Below are 17,041 nucleotides of genomic sequence, written 5' to 3'. Positions count from 1 at the left end.
GGCAGGCCCGGGAGCTGGGCCGGGCGGTGGGGCTGGTGTCCAACATCTGGCCCCCCTACTACGCTTCCTTCTGTACGGCCTGGCCGGATGTGGAGCAGCAGATGGACGCTATCGCCTTGAGTTTCCGCGTGGGAGCGGCCAAACCCGACCCGCGCTTGTACCAGCACGCCCTGGCTCAGCTGGGCCTGCCCCCGGCGCAGGTGTGCATGGTGGGCGATACCTATTACAATGATATTCTGCCGGCCATCCAGCTGGGCCTGCGCACAGTCTGGGTGCTCTGCCGGCCGGACAAAGAGGCGGCGGCCCTGCGGGCGGTCGAGCAAGGACGCCTGCCCGCGCCCGACCTGGTGGTGCCCGACCTGAGCCGGCTGGATCTGGCGGTTTTATTCCGCGCCAATGCCCGGTAGCGTGCCCAGGATAGTGGGTGAGCAGCGGGTGTGCCAAACCGGTTATGGGTATGCGTCCCTCACGAAGCGGGTGTGCATTCATGGCTGCAAGCCAATACTGGCGAGGCGGATGTGCATCTATGGCAGGAAGCCCATCCTGACCAGGCGGGTGTGCATCTATGGCTGGAAGCCTATCCAGACGAGGCGGATGTGCATCCTGTGCTCGCCCGAATTCCGTACCGGGCAGCACCAGCGGCTCAGACGCGGGCGGGCCGGGCCGCCCCAGATTCGACATCGTGTCTCAACTGGGGCTGGCGCGGACGTCCTGTCCGCGCCTCCCGGCCCGCTTCCGCGCCTTCGCCGGGTGCTGCAACCGGTACTCCAGACGGGCTCGCTCAGGATTGGCACATCCGCACAAGCCAAATCTTTGCGTTTTTGGCCGTGAGCAATGTGCAACCCGCACCCGGGGCGAAGCGCTCTCGGGCGAGAGCGGCAGATGCTCACAAGCAACAGTAAACAATATCCCTACAAGGAGCAAACAAACATGGACATACTAAAAGTGGAAAAACACAGCGCCGAAGAACTGCTGGCCAGGCTGCGCCGGGTGGGCATGTTCACCGACCCCGCCCGGCACGTCTACCGCGACTGCACCATCAGCCTGGAAAAAATCCGGCCCGAATTCCTCTCGCCGCCCCAGACCTACGTCCTTACCGGCGAACTGCTCAAAGTGCGCCAACTGCGCTGGGCCCTGCGCGAGCACGGCATCGACCTCTTTGCCCTGGACGGCTATGTCAGCATCCACCTGGCCGGCTGCGAAGAGCCGGTGGACGTGCTGCCGCCCGTGGTGGAAGAATCCATCGAAGCCGACGGCCGGCCGCACCTGTTGATCTGCGACGGCATGCACCGGGTCACCCTGGCCCGCCAGGAAAACCTCATCCCCCAGGTGATCTACGTGCGCGGCCTGCCCGCCGACCTGCCCTACTACGCCTACCCCGTGCCCGGCGGCTGGGCGGCGGTGGAAATGCGCGAGGACCTGCCGCCCGGCTACATCAAAAAGTGGCACCGGATTAAGCATTACAAGACCCTCTACCGGGACTTCAACACGGCCTTCCAGAATGTGGGCGGGCCGCGGGGCAACTTTGTCAAACAGGGCTGAGGCCGGCCGCCCTCCCGCCACCGGCCGGACGGCCCGCTCCACCCCCAACCTACAGTACATACGAGGCGTTGAACCATGAAAAAAGTCCTTGTTGTCTTCGGCACCCGGCCTGAGGCCATCAAAATGGCCCCCCTGGTGCAGGAACTGCAAAAACACCCGGCCGAGATCGACTGCCGGGTGGCGGTTACCGCCCAGCACCGGGAAATGCTGGACCAGGTGCTCCAGCTGTTTCAAATCCGGCCCCATTACGACCTGAACATCATGCAGGCCGGCCAGACCCTCTCCGGCATCACCGTGCGCGCCCTGACCGGGCTGGAAGAAATCATCCGGGAGGAAAAGCCCGATCTGGTGCTGGTGCACGGCGACACCACCACCACTTTTGCCGCCGCCCTGGCCGCCTACTACTGCCAGGTAGCGGTGGGCCATGTGGAAGCCGGCCTGCGCACCCATAACAAATACTCCCCTTTTCCCGAGGAGCTGAACCGCCATCTGGCCGGGGTGATTGCCGAATGGCACTATGCCCCCACCGCCCTGTCCTGCCGCAACCTGCAGGCCGAAGGAGTGGCCCGGGACAAGATTTTCATCACCGGCAACACCGTCATTGACGCCCTGCTGGCCACTGTGCGGTCAAACTATGTCTTTGCTGACGCCGCCCTGAATAAAATAGATTACCGGAGCAGTAAAATAGTGCTGGTTACCGCCCACCGGCGCGAAAACCTGGGGCCGCCCATGCACAGCATTTTCCGGGCCCTGCGCGCCCTGGTGCAGGAATTTCCCGACGTGGAAATAGTTTTCCCCGTACACAAAAACCCCCTGGTGCGCCGGGCCGTGCAGGAAGAGCTGGCCGGCCAGCCCCGGGTGCACCTGATTGAACCGCTGGACTACGAGCCTTTTGTCAACCTGATGCAGCGCTGCCACCTGGTGCTCACCGACTCGGGCGGCCTGCAGGAAGAAGCCCCTGCCCTGGGCAAACCCGTACTGGTGCTGCGCGACACCACCGAGCGACCCGAAGCCGTGCAGGCCGGCACTGTGCAGCTGGTGGGCACTGAGGAGCACCAGGTCTATGCGGCCGCCGCCCGCCTGCTCACCGACCCGGCCGCCTACCGGGCCATGGCCGAAGCGGTCAACCCCTACGGCGACGGCCAGGCCTCCTGCCGCATTGTCCAGGCCGTGCGCTACGCCCTGGGCCTGAGCGGCGAAAGGCCAACAGAGTTTTCAGCAGATAGAGAGAGTTAACAGTATACTGTCTACGGTGGGTGTGGTGATACCCTGAGCGAGTCCGTCCGGCGCGAAGTAATCGGGCGATCGTTGCACAGTGCTCGCCAGTAACCAAAAAAAGCCACTCACCCGGCCATAGCACCCACCCGGGACAAAAATTCCATTTGTCACAAGATTTTGCAAACCATTCACCGGCCAAAACCGGCCGCTCCCGGTGCATTTTTTTTATTTCATCGCTAAAAAAGTCCTGACCCTCTGGAGGAATAATTCCTTTTTTGTAGAAACTATAAAATGGGAAAGGAGCCCATAGCTGCATGCCCGCACCACGCGATAGCGGCACCAAAACCAAACCAGTGCTGTACGCCCTGGCCGTCACCTCCACCATTGGCGCCGAGCTGGCCATTACGGTCACCGCCGGCTACTTCGGCGGCAAACTGCTGGATGCCCATCTGGGCACCTCTCCCTGGCTGCTGGTGACCGGCGTGCTGCTGGGTGTGGGGGCCGGCATCTGGGGCATCATTACCACCCTGCAGCGCTTCTGGCGCATATAGCCTGCCGGCAGGCGGAGCGGGGGCGACAGCAGCGGGGTGCTGTACAGCCGGGCCCCGGTTGTGCGCCAGGGTATCGCCACGGAGCGCAGTCGGTATTGCACAAGGAGAAGCGGTAGCTTGCCAGAACAAAAAGGCTTTCTGGAAGAACTGGATCGGCAGATTGCGGTCACTTTGCGGGCCTGCGGCCTGGCCATCCTGCTGCTGGCCGTGGTGGTGGCCGTCTGGCCGCAGGACAGGCTGCTAAGAGGCGTGCTCCTGGGCCTGTCCGCCGGTACATACAATATGTATACCCTGGGCAACCGGGTGCGGCAGATCGCCGTCCTGACGGGCGACGCGGCCAGAGGGGCCATGAAGCGGGGGCTGGCCATGCGCCTGGGGCTGATCGTGGCCGTGCTCTACCTGGCCTGGCAGAGCGGCTGGTTTAACCTGTACGGTGTGGGTGCCGGATTGCTGGTGCCCTCGGTTATTGCCGCCCTGGCCGGCATTGGGCTGGCTCTGCGGGAAAGCGGCCGGGATAGTTGAGCCAGGGCGAAAAGCGGCCGGGGCAGGTTTTCCGAATACAGAATATGGCCTATTTTGCTAATAAATAAAAATTTACAAACAGAAAGGGGTGAGAAGGAGAGATGATGTCGCTAGAACAAGTCCACGAAAACCTTGATTTGTGGGGTTTTCTGGAGATTGGCCATCACGGGGTGTTGCACACCGCCATTGGCAATGTCAATGTCAAAACCCTGGTCATGACCTGGATAGTCATGGGTCTGATCATCCTGTTCACCGTCAGTGCCACCCGCAACATGCGCGTGGACCGGCCGGGCAAACTGCAGCTGATCATGGAGGAACTGTTCCAGTTTTTACGCGGCCTGGTTTATGAAAACATCGATCCCCAAAAAGGCGCCGGCCTGATGTGTCTGATCCTCAGCCTGTTCACCTTCCTTTTGTTCAGCAACCTGTGGGGCCTGGTGCCCACCATGATGTCGCCCACCGCCGATGTCAACACTACACTGGGCATGGCCATCATGGTCTTTTTGCTCGTGCAGGTGCTGGGCATCAAGTACAAGGGCGCCAAATTCTTCAAGCACTTTATTGAACCATTTGTCTTTTTCCTGCCGCTGGTGATCGTGGAAGAACTGGCCAAGCCCATCACACTGGCTTTCCGTCTTTACGGCAACATTTACGCCGGTGAAGTGCTGATTGCCGTGCTACTGGCCCTGATTGGCCTTACGGCCACGTTCCTGGGCGGGTTCATCCCCTCGGTGATCTGGCTGGCCTTCAGTATCTTTGTAGGCTTCATCCAGGCATTTATTTTTACCATGCTCACCATTGCCTACATCAGCCAGGTGACCGCCGAACACCATTAAACCAATCTTGAAATATCTCAAAGTTTAAAAATTTGAGATATGCCACCAAAGCATTTACAAAATTTGGGGAGAAAGGAGGGGAAAAGGATGGAAGTTGGAGCCGCTGCTGCTCTGGGAACTGCTCTGGCCGTGGGCCTGGCTTCTCTGGGTGCTGGTATCGGTGACGGTCTGGTGACCGGCAAAACCGTGGAATCCATTGCCCGCCAGCCCGAATTAAGAGGTAACCTGCTGACCACCATGTTCATTTCCGTGGGTCTGATTGAGGCCCTGCCCATTATTGCTGTGGTTATCGCCTTCATTTTGATGGGTAAAATCGGTGGCTAAGGACTCATTGCCTGTGCTGTGGTCAGAAAGCTGAGGAGTCAAGGTGGGGCAGCGGGCTGTGGCTTTAACAGCCAGGCCCGCTCTCCATTCCTCCCGCTCCCAGGTAACGGAAGGAGGGTTAGGAGGTAACATGGAAGCTGTAATCAAGTCCCTGGGCCTCAATGCAACTCTGGTGGCGCAAATTTTCAACTTTATCATACTTTTGATTTTCCTGCGCGTGGTGGTGTACAAGCCGCTGGTCAATGTCATCGAACAGAGGCAAAACGCTATCGCCAAAAACGTAGCCGCGGCGGAAGAAGAAAGAAAACAAGCCGAGGCCCTGCGCCAGCAGTACCTGGCCGACATGCAGAAAGCCAAAGAAGAAGCGCAAGCCATTATCCAGCAGGCCACCAAGACGGGCGAAGCCCAGGCCCAGCAGATCATCGAAGCCGCCAAGGCCGAGGCCGCCCGCATCAAGGACAGCGCCCTGCAGGACATTGCCCGGGAGAAGGAGAAGGCGGTGGCAGAATTGCGCGACCAGGTGGTCACCCTGTCCATCCTGGTGGCCGGCAAGATTATCGACCAGAAGATGACCGGCGACATTCAGCACTCGCTGGTGCAACAATTTATTAAAGAGGCAGGGGATCTGCCATGCTAAGGGGAGCCGTAGGCGGTCGCTACGCCGAGGCCCTGTATGAACTGGCCGCCCGGGACAACAAGGTGGATGCCGTGGAGCAGGAGCTCCAGGCAGTGAACCAGGTGGTACAGGAAAACCGGGAACTGCAAAAGGTGCTGTTCCATCCCAGGATTACCGCCGCCGAGAAAAAAGCGCTGCTGGACGAACTGTTCCAGGGCAAAATCGGCGCTGTCACCCTGGAATTTTTAAAGTTTCTGGTAGAGCGCCAGCGGGAGCAATTTCTGCCCGACATCGTGGACTTTTACGTCCAGCTGGCCAACAGGGCCCGCAATATTGTCGCGGCCAGTGTTACATCGGCCGTGGAGCTGACCTCCCAGGAGCGCCAGGCTCTGGAGGGCGTATTGAACAAAATTACCGGTAAAAATGTACAGACAGCGTATCGCGTTGACCCCTCCCTGATCGGCGGAGTGGTGGTGAAGATCGGCGACCGGGTGCTGGACGGCAGTGTGCGCACCCGGCTGGCGGCAATGCGCGAGCATTTAAGGCAAATAAGCTAAAGATAGGGGTGAACCGGTAGCATGAATTTGCGTCCTGAAGAAATCAGCTCGATTATCAGGCAGCAGATAGATAAATATCGCGCCCAGATCGAGATGGCCGACGTGGGCACGGTTATTCAGGTGGGTGACGGTATTGCCCGTGTCTATGGCCTGGAAAAGTGCATGGCCATGGAGCTTTTAGAATTCCCCGCCCCGGAAGGCGGCGAACCCACCATGGGTATGGCCCTGAACCTGGAAGAAGACAACGTCGGCTGCGTACTGCTGGGCCCGTACACCCACATTAAAGAAGGCGACCAGGTCAAGCGTACCGGCCGCATCATTTCCGTGCCGGTGGGCGATGCCCTGCTGGGCCGTGTGGTCAGCCCCCTGGGCCGGCCGCTGGATGGCAAGGGCCCCATTGTTTCTGACAAATTCCGTCCCATTGAACGCATTGCCCCCGGCGTGATGAAGCGCAAGCCCGTGCACCAGCCGCTGCAGACCGGGATTAAGGCTATTGACGCCATGATCCCCATTGGCCGGGGCCAGCGCGAACTGATCCTGGGCGACCGCCAGACCGGTAAGACCGCCATTGCGGTGGACGCCATCATTAACCAGAAGGGCAAGGACTGCCTGTGCGTGTACGTGGCCGTGGGCCAGAAAAACTCCACCGTGGCCAACGTGGTGCAAAAGCTGGAAGAAACCGGGGCCATGGAATACACCATTGTAGTGTCGGCCACCGCTTCCGACCCGGCGCCGCTTTTGTACATCGCTCCCTTTGCCGGTGTGGCCATGGCCGAAGAATTCATGCACCAGGGCAAACACGTCCTGATTGTTTACGACGACCTGTCCAAGCAGGCCGCCGCCTACCGCGAGCTGTCCCTGCTGCTGCGCCGGCCGCCCGGCCGCGAGGCTTACCCCGGCGACGTGTTCAACCTGCACTCCCGCCTGCTGGAGCGGGCCTGCAAGCTGTCCGACAAAGAGGGTGCCGGTTCCATTACCGCGCTGCCCATCATTGAAACCCAGGCCGGCGACGTTTCGGCCTATATTCCCACCAACGTGATTTCCATCACCGATGGCCAGATCTACCTGGAGCCCGACCTGTTCTACGCCGGCCAGCGTCCCGCCGTGAACGTGGGTCTGTCCGTGTCCCGCGTGGGTGGCGCCGCCCAGATCAAGGCCATGAAGCAGGTAGCCGGCAGTCTGCGCCTGGACCTGGCCCAGTACCGCGAACTGGCCGCCTTTGCCCAGTTCGGCTCCGACCTGGACAAAGCCACTTTGGCCCGCCTCACCCGCGGCCAGCGCATGCAGGAGCTGCTCAAACAAAAGCAGTTTGCCACCATGGAAGTGGAAGACCAGGTCATGGTCATCTTTGCCGGTACCCGGGGCTTTTTGGACGACCTGCCGGTAGAAAAAGTCCTGCCCTTTGAAGCCGAGTTTCTCAAGTTTATGAAGGCCAGCCATCCCGATGTGGGCCAGGCCATCCGGCAGAGCGGCGAGATCAGCAAGGACACCGAGCAAAAGCTCATCGCTGCCATCAAGGAGTTCAAGCAAACCTTCGCCCGGTAAGGCAGCCCCCTATCCGGCAGATTAAGGTGGTGAGAAAAGTAGATGCCCAGTCTGCGTGATTTAAGGCGCCGGATTAAGAGTATCAAGAGCACCCAGCAGATCACTAAGGCCATGAAAGCCGTATCGGCAGCCAAGATGCGCCGCGCCCAGGAGGCGGTGACCATGGCCCGGCCTTATGCCAAAAGGCTGATTGACGTGCTGGGCCGGGTAGGTTCGGTGACCCGGGGCGTGCAGCACCCCCTGCTGGAGGTGCGCGAGCCCAAAAATGTGCTTTATGTCATTGTCACGGCCGACCGGGGCCTGTGCGGCGGCTTCAACGCCAACGTCATCCGCAAGGCGGCCAGCGAGCTGCGCGACCAGCCCAATGCCAGCCTGATTTGTGTGGGGCGCAAAGGGCGCGACTATTTCCGCAAGCGCGGCTACAATATTATACAGCAGTACGTGGGTCTGGGAGAAAACATCAGTGCCGCCCAGGGCAAAGAGATTGGCGAATTTATTATCGAAAAATACGCCAGTGGCGAAGTGGATGCCGTTTATCTAATTTATAGTGAATTCGTCAACGTGCTGGTGCAGCGGCCCACCATGGTCAAGCTGTTGCCGGCCGAGCCGCCCCAGGGTGAAGCCGATGAGAGCAAGCTGGTGGAGTACATCTTTGAGCCCTCGGCCGAAGAGGTGCTGGCCGCCCTCCTGCCCAAGTATGTTGTGAACACGGTTTTCCAGGCCCTCCTGGAGTCCAAGGCCGGCGAGCACAGCGCCCGCATGACGGCCATGGACAACGCGACCAAGAACGCCTCGGAAATGATTGCCAAACTGACGCTGTCCATGAACCGGGCCCGCCAGGCGGCCATTACCAAAGAGATCTCCGAGATTGTGGGCGGTGCGGCAGCCCTGGAGTAAGCCGGGCGGCGTAACAAGCGGCAGAGTATTAGCGCGCGAAGGAGGTAAGAGCAAATAATGAGCGTTGGACATATTGTTCAGGTCATTGGCGTGGTGGTGGACGTGCGCTTCCCGCCCGGCCATGTTCCTGAAATATATAACGCCCTCAAGGTGGAGCGACCCGACCAGGGCTCGCTGACCCTGGAAGTGGCCCAGCACCTGGGCAACAACTGCGTGCGCACCGTGGCCATGTCCGCCACCGACGGTCTGGTGCGGGGCATGGAAGTGGTGGATACCGGCAAGCCCATCAGCGTGCCGGTAGGCCGGGCCGTCCTGGGCCGCCTGGTGGACGTGCTGGGCGAGCCTATTGACGACAAGGGCGAAATTGTCAGCGACAAATACTATCCCATTCACCGGCCGGCTCCGGCGCTGGTGGACCAGTCCACCCGGGCCGAACAGCTGGAAACCGGGATCAAGGTTATCGACCTGCTGGTGCCCTTCCTCAAAGGCGGTAAGATCGGCATGTTCGGCGGTGCCGGCGTGGGCAAGACGGTTATCGTGATGGAGCTGATCAACAACATTGCCAAGCAGCACGGTGGTATCTCGGTGTTTGCCGGCGTGGGCGAGCGCACCCGCGAGGGCAACGATCTCTACCGGGAGATGAGCGAAGCCGGCGTTCTGGACAAGACCACCATGGTCTTTGGTCAGATGAACGAGCCGCCGGGTGCCCGTCTGCGCGTGGCCCTGACCGGTCTGTGCCTGGCCGAGTACTTCCGCGATGAAGAGGGCGCCGACACCCTGCTGTTCATTGACAACATCTTCCGCTTCACCCAGGCCGGTTCCGAGGTTTCCGCCCTGCTGGGCCGCATGCCCAGCGCCGTGGGTTACCAGCCCACCCTGGCCACCGAGATGGGCCAGATGCAGGAGCGGATCACCTCCACCAAGCAAGGCTCGGTTACCTCGGTGCAGGCCGTGTATGTGCCGGCCGACGACCTGACCGACCCGGCCCCGGCCACCACCTTCGCCCACCTGGACGGCACCGTGGTGCTGTCCCGCCAGATTGCCGAGCTGGGCATCTATCCCGCGGTGGACCCGCTGGACTCCAGCTCACGCATCCTGGACCCCAACGTGGTGGGTCAGGAGCACTATGAAGTGGCCCGCGGGGTGCAGAAGGTGCTGCAGCGCTACAAGGAACTGCAGGACATCATCGCCATCCTGGGCATGGAAGAGCTGACCGACGAGGACAAGCTGATCGTGGCCCGGGCCCGTAAACTGCAGCGCTACCTCTCCCAGCCCTTCCACGTGGCCGAAGCCTTTACCGGCATGCAGGGCAAATTTGTGCCCCTGAAAGAGACCATCCGCGGCTTCAAAGAGATCCTGGAAGGCAAGTACGACCACCTGCCGGAAGATGCCTTCTACATGGTGGGCGTAATTGAAGAGGTAGTGGAAAAGGCCAAGCGCCTGGCCGAGGGAGTGTAAGCCATGGCTGAAAAAACCCAGCGTTTGGAAATTGTCACTCCGGAGAAAAAGGTCTTCAGCGGTGACGTGCGCTTTGTGGTGGTACCCGGCGTGGAGGGCGAACTGGGCTTTTTGCCCGACCACGCCCCCCTGGTCAGCGCCCTGAAAAACGGCCAGGTGCGCGTGCAGCAGGAGGGCCGCCAGCTCAAGTTCAACGTGGCGGGCGGCTTTGTGGAAGTGCGCAACAGCCGGGTGATGGTGCTGGCCGACTCGGCCGAAGCGGTGGAGTAGCGCCGGGCCATGTGGCGTATATATGCGTATAGCCGGTAAATAATCAGCGGGAACTTCTGTCGTGCGGTGACGGGGTTCCCGCTTTTTTCTCCGCACCTGTTGACTTTCGTCAGCAGGTGCATTTATTTTTTAGCTATACCAACATGTAAATATATGGCAAACATGGTATAATATAAATAAAAATGGAGCCGCTTGATCATGAAAAAGTTTCGCCCACCGCGCCCGGCCCGCTATTTCCTGCTCCTGCTGGGCGGATTGCTGCTCATGTACACAGTGCTGCCCCTGCTGGTCTACCATTACCAGGTAAAAGTGCACCCGAGGGGCACAGTGGTGCGCCTGTACCGGCATGCCAGTGAGCAGGTGGTGACGCTGGATTTGGAGCAATATGTGCAGGGCGTGCTGGCCGGCGAAATGCCGGCCGAATACCCCCTGGAAGCCTTAAAGGCCCAGGCCGTGGCTGCCCGTACCTATGTCTTGAGGCGCCTGGGCAGCGGCCTCTATAATCCCCCCCATCCCGGCGCTGACATCTGCGACGACCCGGCGCACGGCCAGGCCTACAAGGACACCTTCCAGCAGCAGAAGGACTGGGGAGCCAAATATCCTTACTACTATTATAAAACCATGCGCGCCGTGCGCGAGACCGCCGGCCAGGTGCTCACCTACCAGGGACAGCTGATTGACCCGCTCTATCATGCCTCCTGCGGCGGGCGGGGTACGGCGGCGGCCGGGGATGTTTTCATCCTGGACGTGCCCTATCTGAAGGCCGTGCCCTGCCCGCACAGCGCGGCCCGGGCGGAAAAAGACCGGACCGCAGTGCAGATGTCCCTGGCCGAACTGGAACAGCGCCTGGATGTACGCAGCGCGACCCTGCCGGCGCTGGCCCGCCCGGGCAGCAGGCAAGGCAGCAGCTCAGAGGAGGCTGCAGCCGGGACCCCCCTGTTGGCAGCGGCTACCACTACGCCGGGCGGGCGGGTTACCGCCTACCGCCTGGGCGACCGGCAGTACAGGTCGGCCGAGCTGCGCCGCCGGCTGGGCCTGCGCTCCGACCAGTTTGAGCTGAGCATTGTGGGTGATAGGGTGACCATCCAGGTTTATGGCTACGGCCACGGTGTGGGCCTGTGTCAGGTGGGGGCGGGGGAGATGGCTGCTGCCGGCAAAAGCTACCGCGACATTCTCACCCATTACTACCAGGGGGTAAAGGTGGACAGAATGTATAACCAGTAATAAATCCGGTCAAAATGTTAACTAGCAAACTATTGGGCCAGATCCACCGCTGGAGGGAATAAAATTTATGAAAATCCGCGTTCTGACCGGTAGGCCAGCCCTGGCCGGCGCCCTTAAATCCACTCTCAGAAGCCGCCTGAAACCGGCTCTGCTGGTGCTGGCCCTGGTCAGCAGCCTGGCCGGGGCGGCCTGGTACAGCTACCCGGCGCTATCGGGCATGATTAGCCAGCTGTCCGGGTTGCCGGTTCTTGAACAGTTAGCGCTTGTGCTACCCCGAGAGAAAGGGCGGGAAACCGTGCCGGGAACGAGCGGCCCTGCCACCCGGCCTGGGCCAAATTCCACCAGCCAGAACAGCAATGCGGCTGTGGCAGCCAGCCCGCAGACTGTGGCTGCGCCGGAACTGCCACCGGAAAAATACATCCTGCCGGTTTGCGGCCGCCAGCTGGGCAGTTTCGGCATGACCTACAGCCCGGTGCACCGGGATTACCGCTTCAGTGACGGTCTGGATATAGAAACCTCCCCGGGGCAGCCTGTTCTGGCGCCGGCACCTGGGCGGGTGGTAAAGGTGCAGGCGGACAGCAACCTGGGAACGCTGCAGCTGGAACTGGCCGGTGGGCTTATCTGCCGCATCAGCGGCCTGAAAACCACCCCCCTGCCGGCGGCCGGGCAGCAGTTTTTCCAGGGTGAAGTGATCGGCTATACCGCCGGCACAGTTCCCGTGCACATTGCCGTGAGCAAAAACGACCGGGCCATCGACCCGGGAGAAGTCTTTGATTGGTAAATCATTTACTCGCAGATGCTCGATATTGTGGTATAATAATAATTGCAAAACCAGGCATTGCTGGAGGGTGGGATGTAGGTTATGCTGGCAGCCCGGAGAAAGATAGTGCGCATTATTCGTTACTTGCCGCCGGAAAAATTGGAGCGTTTGCTCAAATATGCTGAAGAACTGGATGAGGAAATGCTCACACCGGCAGAAATTGCTGCCATTGAAGAGGGGAAGCGGCAAATTGAGCGCGGGGAGTGTGTTACCCTGGATGAATTCTGCCGGCGGTTCAATTTATAAAGTTGTTTTGTCGCACAATGCAGAGCGTTATTTGGGCCGGCTGGACAGAAAAACACAGAAAAGGATCGTTTTCGCCCTGCGCAGGTTGGCCAGCAATCCACTGGACAATCAGCTGGATATAAAACCATTGCGTGGAAGAGCCGGTGAATACCGCCTGCGCATTGGTCCATACCGGATTATATATACGCTGCAACGAGATGTACTCCTGGTGTACGTTGTCTATATTGGTACCAGGGGAGACGTGTATAAATAAGGCTGCTACCAGAATATGGCCGCCCGGCAGGGCGGCCTTTTGCTGCAGGGCCAAGCATGTATCCCCGCCCCGGGCATATACATTTACTAGTGTAAGCCTGGGGGTGGGGGCATGCAGGAGTACATCCAGAAAAGGGTGCTGGAAATTTGCGCCTATATCCTGGAAACCGGGGCCACGGTGCGCCAGGCGGCGCGCCGCTTCAATGTGAGCAAAAGCACCGTGCACAAGGACATGACCGAACGGCTTCCTTCCTTAAATAAAGAACTGGCGGCCAGCGTCAGGCAGATCCTGGAGCAAAACAAGGCCGAAAGGCACCTGCGCGGCGGCGAAGCCACCCGCCAAAAATACCGCCAGCCGGCCTAAAACGAACCGGCAGCGCACCACCTGACAAAAATGATCTCATCCGGCAGGAATATGCTGGTTTTTGTAGAAATAATTTAACCTGCCGGTAGTGCGGGTTTGCTGTCGCACCGGACGGCCGGGAAAAGACTGGACAAGCCCTTCGCCAGCCCTGTCTGACTTAAATTTTCTTGCTCGGTGCCGGGAAAAGGGTGAAGAGAAAGGGCGCGCCGGGTGGGAGGCCAAGCAATGCTGGGTGTGAGCAGCGATATCGGAATAGACCTGGGTACGGCCAATGTGCTGGTCTATGTGCAGGGCCGGGGCATAGTGCTCTGCGAGCCCTCGGTGGTGGCCATCAACAGAGACAACGGCCAGGTCATCGCCGTGGGAGCGGAAGCCCGGCGCATGCTGGGGCGCACGCCCGGCAACATAGTGGCCACGCGGCCCCTGCGCGACGGCGTGATTGCCGACTACGAAGTTACCGAAAAAATGCTTCGTTATTTTATCGATAAATCGGTGGGCAAAAAACTGTTCTTCCGCCCCCGCATTATGGTCTGCATCCCCTCCGGGGTTACCGGCGTGGAGGAGCGGGCCGTCAAACAGGCGGCCATGCAGGCCGGGGCCCGTTCCGCTTACGTCATCGAAGAACCCCTGGCCGCCGCCCTGGGGGCCGGTCTGGACATTTCCGAGCCCTCGGGCACCATGGTGGTGGACATCGGCGGCGGCACCACCGACGTGGCCGTGCTCTCGCTGGGCGGCATTGTCTGCAGCCGCTCCATTCGGGTGGGCGGCGACAAATTCGACGAAGCCATTGTCCGCTTTGTGCGCCGCGAGTACAGCCTGGCCATTGGCGAGCGCACGGGCGAGGAAATTAAAATCGAGGTGGCCTCGGCCTATCCGGCGGCCGCCGAGGACAAGCACTATGAAATCCGCGGCCGCGACCTGATCTCGGGTTTGCCCCGGGCCGTGACCATCACCCGCCGGGGCGTGCACGAAGCCATCAAGGAACCGCTGGAAGCCGTGGTGGGGGCGGTGAAAGAGGTGCTGGAGCGCACCCCGCCCGAACTGGCCGCCGACATCGTGCACAAAGGTATAGTCATGACCGGCGGCGGCTCGCTGCTGCACGGCCTGGACCGGCTGCTGATGGAGGAAACCGGCCTGCCCGTGCACATTGCCGACGACCCTCTCTCCTGCGTGGCCCGCGGCACCGGGCGGGCCTTAAGCATGCTGGGCGCCCTGGACCGGGCCAAAACACAAAAAGCTACGGCGGTCCACCGCAGAACCCGCCCACTTTTTTAGAAAAAAATTTATCCGGCCGGGGAACTTTTTACTCATCCCCGGCGTCTTAAAGATCGAGTCCATAAGACATAAACTTTTGCCTGTTATTGCTTATGAAAGGAGGGGGTCAAAGCTTCACCTGAACCTGGCCCGCTGTGCCGGCCCAAAGGCACAGGTGGCAGTTAGCTAGCTAACTGCCAAACCGACCAATCACATCAATACAAAAGGAGGAAAATGCAGCTGATGAAACGCAGCAAGAGTATTCTGTTCCTGCTGGTCATCGCCGCCATGGTCTTCGGGCTGGTCACCACCGCCTATGCCGCCGTGGGCAGCGATGTAGTGGGTACCAAGTATGAAATCCCCATCAAGAAACTGGCTGCCCTGGGCATTGCCACCGGCTATGAAGATGGCACCATCAAGCCCGACCAGACCATTACCCGGGCCGAATTTGCCGCCATCGTAGTGCGCGAGCTAAACCTGGGCACCAACTTTGCTCCTTCCAACACCAGGTTCAAGGATGTCACCGCTTCTCACTGGGCCGGCGGCTACATCAACGTGGCCGTGGGTAAAGGCATCCTGCGCGGTTATCCCGACGGCACCTTCAAGCCCGATGCTCCGGTGAACTACGCCGAAGCCATTACCATGCTGGTGCGTATGCTGGGTTATGCTCCCGCTGCCGACACCATGCCCTGGCCGGCCGGTTACCTGGGCAAAGCCGCTGAAATCGGCGTGACCAAGGGCGTGAAAGGCGATGCCTACGCACCCGCCAAGCGCGGCGACGTGTTCATCATGGCGGCCAACTCCCTGGACATTGACAAGATGAAGCAGACCAAGTATGGCAGCGATATCATCTACGAAGAAACCGATGAAACCATCCTGACTGATGAGTTTGACCTTACTGTGATTGATGATAAGAAAGACTGGAGTGCGCCCAGCGGCTATAATAAGGATCTGCCTACACTGGAAAAGTGCGCCGCTGTTGATCTGAGCGGTCTGGATGCCAATGAAATTACTTTGACCAAACTTGGCACCATGGAACTGAACGGCATGTTCAACCCCATGGACTTCCTGGGTCAACAAGTTAAAGTTTGGTATGATGATGATGAAGACATCGTCTACTATCTGGAAGCCAGCAGCGATGAAACCGTCTACTATGACGAACTGGATGGCAAAGATGGCAGTAATCTGAAGCTGGATGTTCTGGATGATGACTATGAAGTAGCTAATGGAGCCAAGGTGTACCTGTTCACTGGTAGCAAAAATAGTGATATCAAGGATTTCTCTACTACAACTGGTGCAACTTATTTTGATATTGACGACCTGGCTGCTCTGGCTGGCGCCAAAGCTAAGGTAGTCATGGACACTGATGATGTTATTCAGTCCATGGTGGTCTATGACTATGACAATGCAGATTATGGTGTAGTGGAAGAAGTTAAAGCAGCTGACGAAATCGTTCGCTACTATGATAACAGCAGTAGCAAGGGCAGCAAGCTTGATCTGGATGGCGACGACTACATGATCGTCAAGGACGGCAAGGTTGCAGAGCTTAAAGACCTGGCCAAGGGCGATGTGCTCAACGTCTTCACCTTCGGTGATGATGAAGAGTTTATCGTAGCAACCAGCACCAAGGTATCCGGTAAAGTTGAGAAAATTGAGTACTCTGCACGTGAAGTTAAGAAGTATGATCTCTTTATTAATGGCAAGAAATATGACGTTGCGCCCAAAGCGACATATTCTGAAGATAATAATGAGACAATTGCCGAAGTTACTGTAGATGATCTTGATGACCTGGACGGTGTAGAAGTGACTCTGTATCTGGGCGGCGACGGCGAAGTGCGGCACATCGTTACCTCTGGCGAAGTAGCTGGCACACCTTCCAAGGTTGCTGTGCTGCAAAAGCCTATCCGCTACCTGAGTGACGCCGAACAGATGAAGCTGGTTGCGGTTAATGAAAGTGGCAAAGAAGTTACCTGGCAATTTGATGCCGATGATGTTGAGCTGACTCTGGCTAATAATACACTTTATAAAGAGCCTACCAGAGCCCAGTGGGAAGCTGCGCTTGGTGGCAACACTGATAGCTTAACCGGTGGTGCTTTAAATAAACTGTACGCTTTTGAATACAAGCTTAAGAGTGACGGCACGCTGAAGTCTGTTACAATTTTGGATCTGAAAACCTATACTGATACCGCTTCAAACGATGAGTTCGATGAAGATGATAACATTGTCAGCGTTACTGGTGCTGCTTACAATGTTGTTAACTCCACGATTATTTTCGATGTAACCGACACCAACGTTGGTGACAAGAAACTGAATGACATTGCTGTGAAGTCTTGGGATTCTGTCAAGGACAACGATAAGATCAAAAAATTGGCCTATGTTGTCAAACAGAATGGTGAAGACTTGAAGTACCTGTTTATCGCTGAAACCACTAGCGGTAACTTGACTTCCGATGGTCAGTATGCTATCGTCAAAGGCTTCACAACTGTGAATGGTGATGACGCTGTCAAGCTGCTGACACCGGAGGGCAAGGAAATTGTGGTAGTGT

Annotated in this window: 20 protein-coding genes; all 20 read left to right on the top strand. The window is 58.8% G+C overall.

From position 1 onward, the window contains the following. On the top strand, positions 1-407 hold a 407-nt coding region (locus ACUVTU_RS11585), incomplete at its 5' end, for an HAD family hydrolase (protein ID WP_445890118.1). Between the two features lie 523 nt (positions 408-930). Then, positions 931-1,542: a hypothetical protein gene (locus tag ACUVTU_RS11580; RefSeq protein ID WP_445890117.1), complete on the top strand. Its 612-nt coding sequence runs from the start codon at positions 931-933 to the stop codon at positions 1,540-1,542. A gap of 75 nt (positions 1,543-1,617) precedes the next feature. Further along, positions 1,618-2,778, top strand: a complete 1,161-nt coding sequence (gene wecB, locus ACUVTU_RS11575; RefSeq protein ID WP_445890116.1) for a non-hydrolyzing UDP-N-acetylglucosamine 2-epimerase — start codon at positions 1,618-1,620, stop codon at positions 2,776-2,778. A gap of 296 nt (positions 2,779-3,074) precedes the next feature. Further along, the gene (locus tag ACUVTU_RS11570; RefSeq protein ID WP_445890115.1) at positions 3,075-3,311 is read left to right on the top strand and encodes an AtpZ/AtpI family protein; all 237 of its coding nucleotides are present in this window, start codon (positions 3,075-3,077) and stop codon (positions 3,309-3,311) included. A gap of 117 nt (positions 3,312-3,428) precedes the next feature. Beyond that, positions 3,429-3,833 carry an ATP synthase subunit I gene (locus tag ACUVTU_RS11565; RefSeq protein WP_445890114.1) on the top strand — a complete coding sequence of 135 codons (405 nt, stop codon included), beginning with the start codon at positions 3,429-3,431 and terminating at the stop codon, positions 3,831-3,833. A gap of 101 nt (positions 3,834-3,934) precedes the next feature. Next, complete coding sequence (gene atpB / locus ACUVTU_RS11560) at positions 3,935-4,669, top strand: F0F1 ATP synthase subunit A (RefSeq protein ID WP_445890113.1); 735 nt, start codon at positions 3,935-3,937, stop codon at positions 4,667-4,669. Positions 4,670-4,756: 87 nt separating this feature from the next. Beyond that, entirely contained in the window at positions 4,757-4,993 is a 237-nt protein-coding gene (gene atpE, locus ACUVTU_RS11555) for a F0F1 ATP synthase subunit C (RefSeq protein ID WP_018086301.1), read from the top strand. A gap of 130 nt (positions 4,994-5,123) precedes the next feature. Beyond that, positions 5,124-5,630 carry a F0F1 ATP synthase subunit B gene (gene atpF, locus ACUVTU_RS11550; protein WP_445890112.1) on the top strand — a complete coding sequence of 169 codons (507 nt, stop codon included), beginning with the start codon at positions 5,124-5,126 and terminating at the stop codon, positions 5,628-5,630. Beyond that, positions 5,624-6,166 carry a F0F1 ATP synthase subunit delta gene (locus ACUVTU_RS11545; protein WP_445890111.1) on the top strand — a complete coding sequence of 181 codons (543 nt, stop codon included), beginning with the start codon at positions 5,624-5,626 and terminating at the stop codon, positions 6,164-6,166. Before atpF ends, ACUVTU_RS11545 begins: the two co-directional genes overlap by 7 nt. Positions 6,167-6,187: 21 nt before the next feature. After that, positions 6,188-7,711 (top strand): F0F1 ATP synthase subunit alpha, encoded by a 1,524-nt coding sequence (gene atpA, locus ACUVTU_RS11540; RefSeq protein WP_445890110.1) that lies wholly within the window; start codon positions 6,188-6,190, stop codon positions 7,709-7,711. Positions 7,712-7,753: 42 nt separating this feature from the next. Then, complete coding sequence (gene atpG / locus ACUVTU_RS11535; protein WP_445890109.1) at positions 7,754-8,608, top strand: ATP synthase F1 subunit gamma; 855 nt, start codon at positions 7,754-7,756, stop codon at positions 8,606-8,608. Between the two features lie 57 nt (positions 8,609-8,665). Continuing rightward, the gene (gene atpD / locus ACUVTU_RS11530) at positions 8,666-10,066 is read left to right on the top strand and encodes a F0F1 ATP synthase subunit beta (protein ID WP_445890108.1); all 1,401 of its coding nucleotides are present in this window, start codon (positions 8,666-8,668) and stop codon (positions 10,064-10,066) included. Positions 10,067-10,069: 3 nt separating this feature from the next. Beyond that, a complete protein-coding gene (atpC, locus tag ACUVTU_RS11525) occupies positions 10,070-10,336 on the top strand; it encodes an ATP synthase F1 subunit epsilon (RefSeq protein WP_445890107.1) in 267 nt (88 codons plus the stop codon). Between the two features lie 198 nt (positions 10,337-10,534). After that, entirely contained in the window at positions 10,535-11,560 is a 1,026-nt protein-coding gene (gene spoIID / locus ACUVTU_RS11520; protein ID WP_445890106.1) for a stage II sporulation protein D, read from the top strand. A 67-nt stretch (positions 11,561-11,627) separates the two neighbouring features. Further along, positions 11,628-12,341, top strand: a complete 714-nt coding sequence (locus ACUVTU_RS11515) for a peptidoglycan DD-metalloendopeptidase family protein (RefSeq protein ID WP_445890105.1) — start codon at positions 11,628-11,630, stop codon at positions 12,339-12,341. Positions 12,342-12,422: 81 nt separating this feature from the next. Beyond that, positions 12,423-12,626, top strand: coding sequence for a hypothetical protein (locus ACUVTU_RS11510; RefSeq protein ID WP_445890104.1), 204 nt, complete (start codon positions 12,423-12,425; stop codon positions 12,624-12,626). Continuing rightward, positions 12,598-12,879 carry a type II toxin-antitoxin system RelE family toxin gene (locus ACUVTU_RS11505; protein ID WP_445890103.1) on the top strand — a complete coding sequence of 94 codons (282 nt, stop codon included), beginning with the start codon at positions 12,598-12,600 and terminating at the stop codon, positions 12,877-12,879. The genes ACUVTU_RS11510 and ACUVTU_RS11505 overlap by 29 nt, the downstream gene beginning before the upstream one ends. 111 nt (positions 12,880-12,990) lie before the next feature. After that, positions 12,991-13,242 (top strand): sporulation transcriptional regulator SpoIIID, encoded by a 252-nt coding sequence (spoIIID, locus tag ACUVTU_RS11500; RefSeq protein ID WP_445890102.1) that lies wholly within the window; start codon positions 12,991-12,993, stop codon positions 13,240-13,242. Positions 13,243-13,467: 225 nt separating this feature from the next. Further along, entirely contained in the window at positions 13,468-14,517 is a 1,050-nt protein-coding gene (locus ACUVTU_RS11495) for a rod shape-determining protein (protein WP_445890101.1), read from the top strand. A 222-nt stretch (positions 14,518-14,739) separates the two neighbouring features. Next, positions 14,740-17,041, top strand: a 2,302-nt coding sequence (locus tag ACUVTU_RS11490; protein WP_445890100.1) for an S-layer homology domain-containing protein, incomplete at its 3' end; no start/stop codon positions are given.

This window comes from Desulfurispora sp., assembly GCF_052744395.1.
This window is presented reverse-complemented; position numbering and strand designations above follow the sequence as displayed.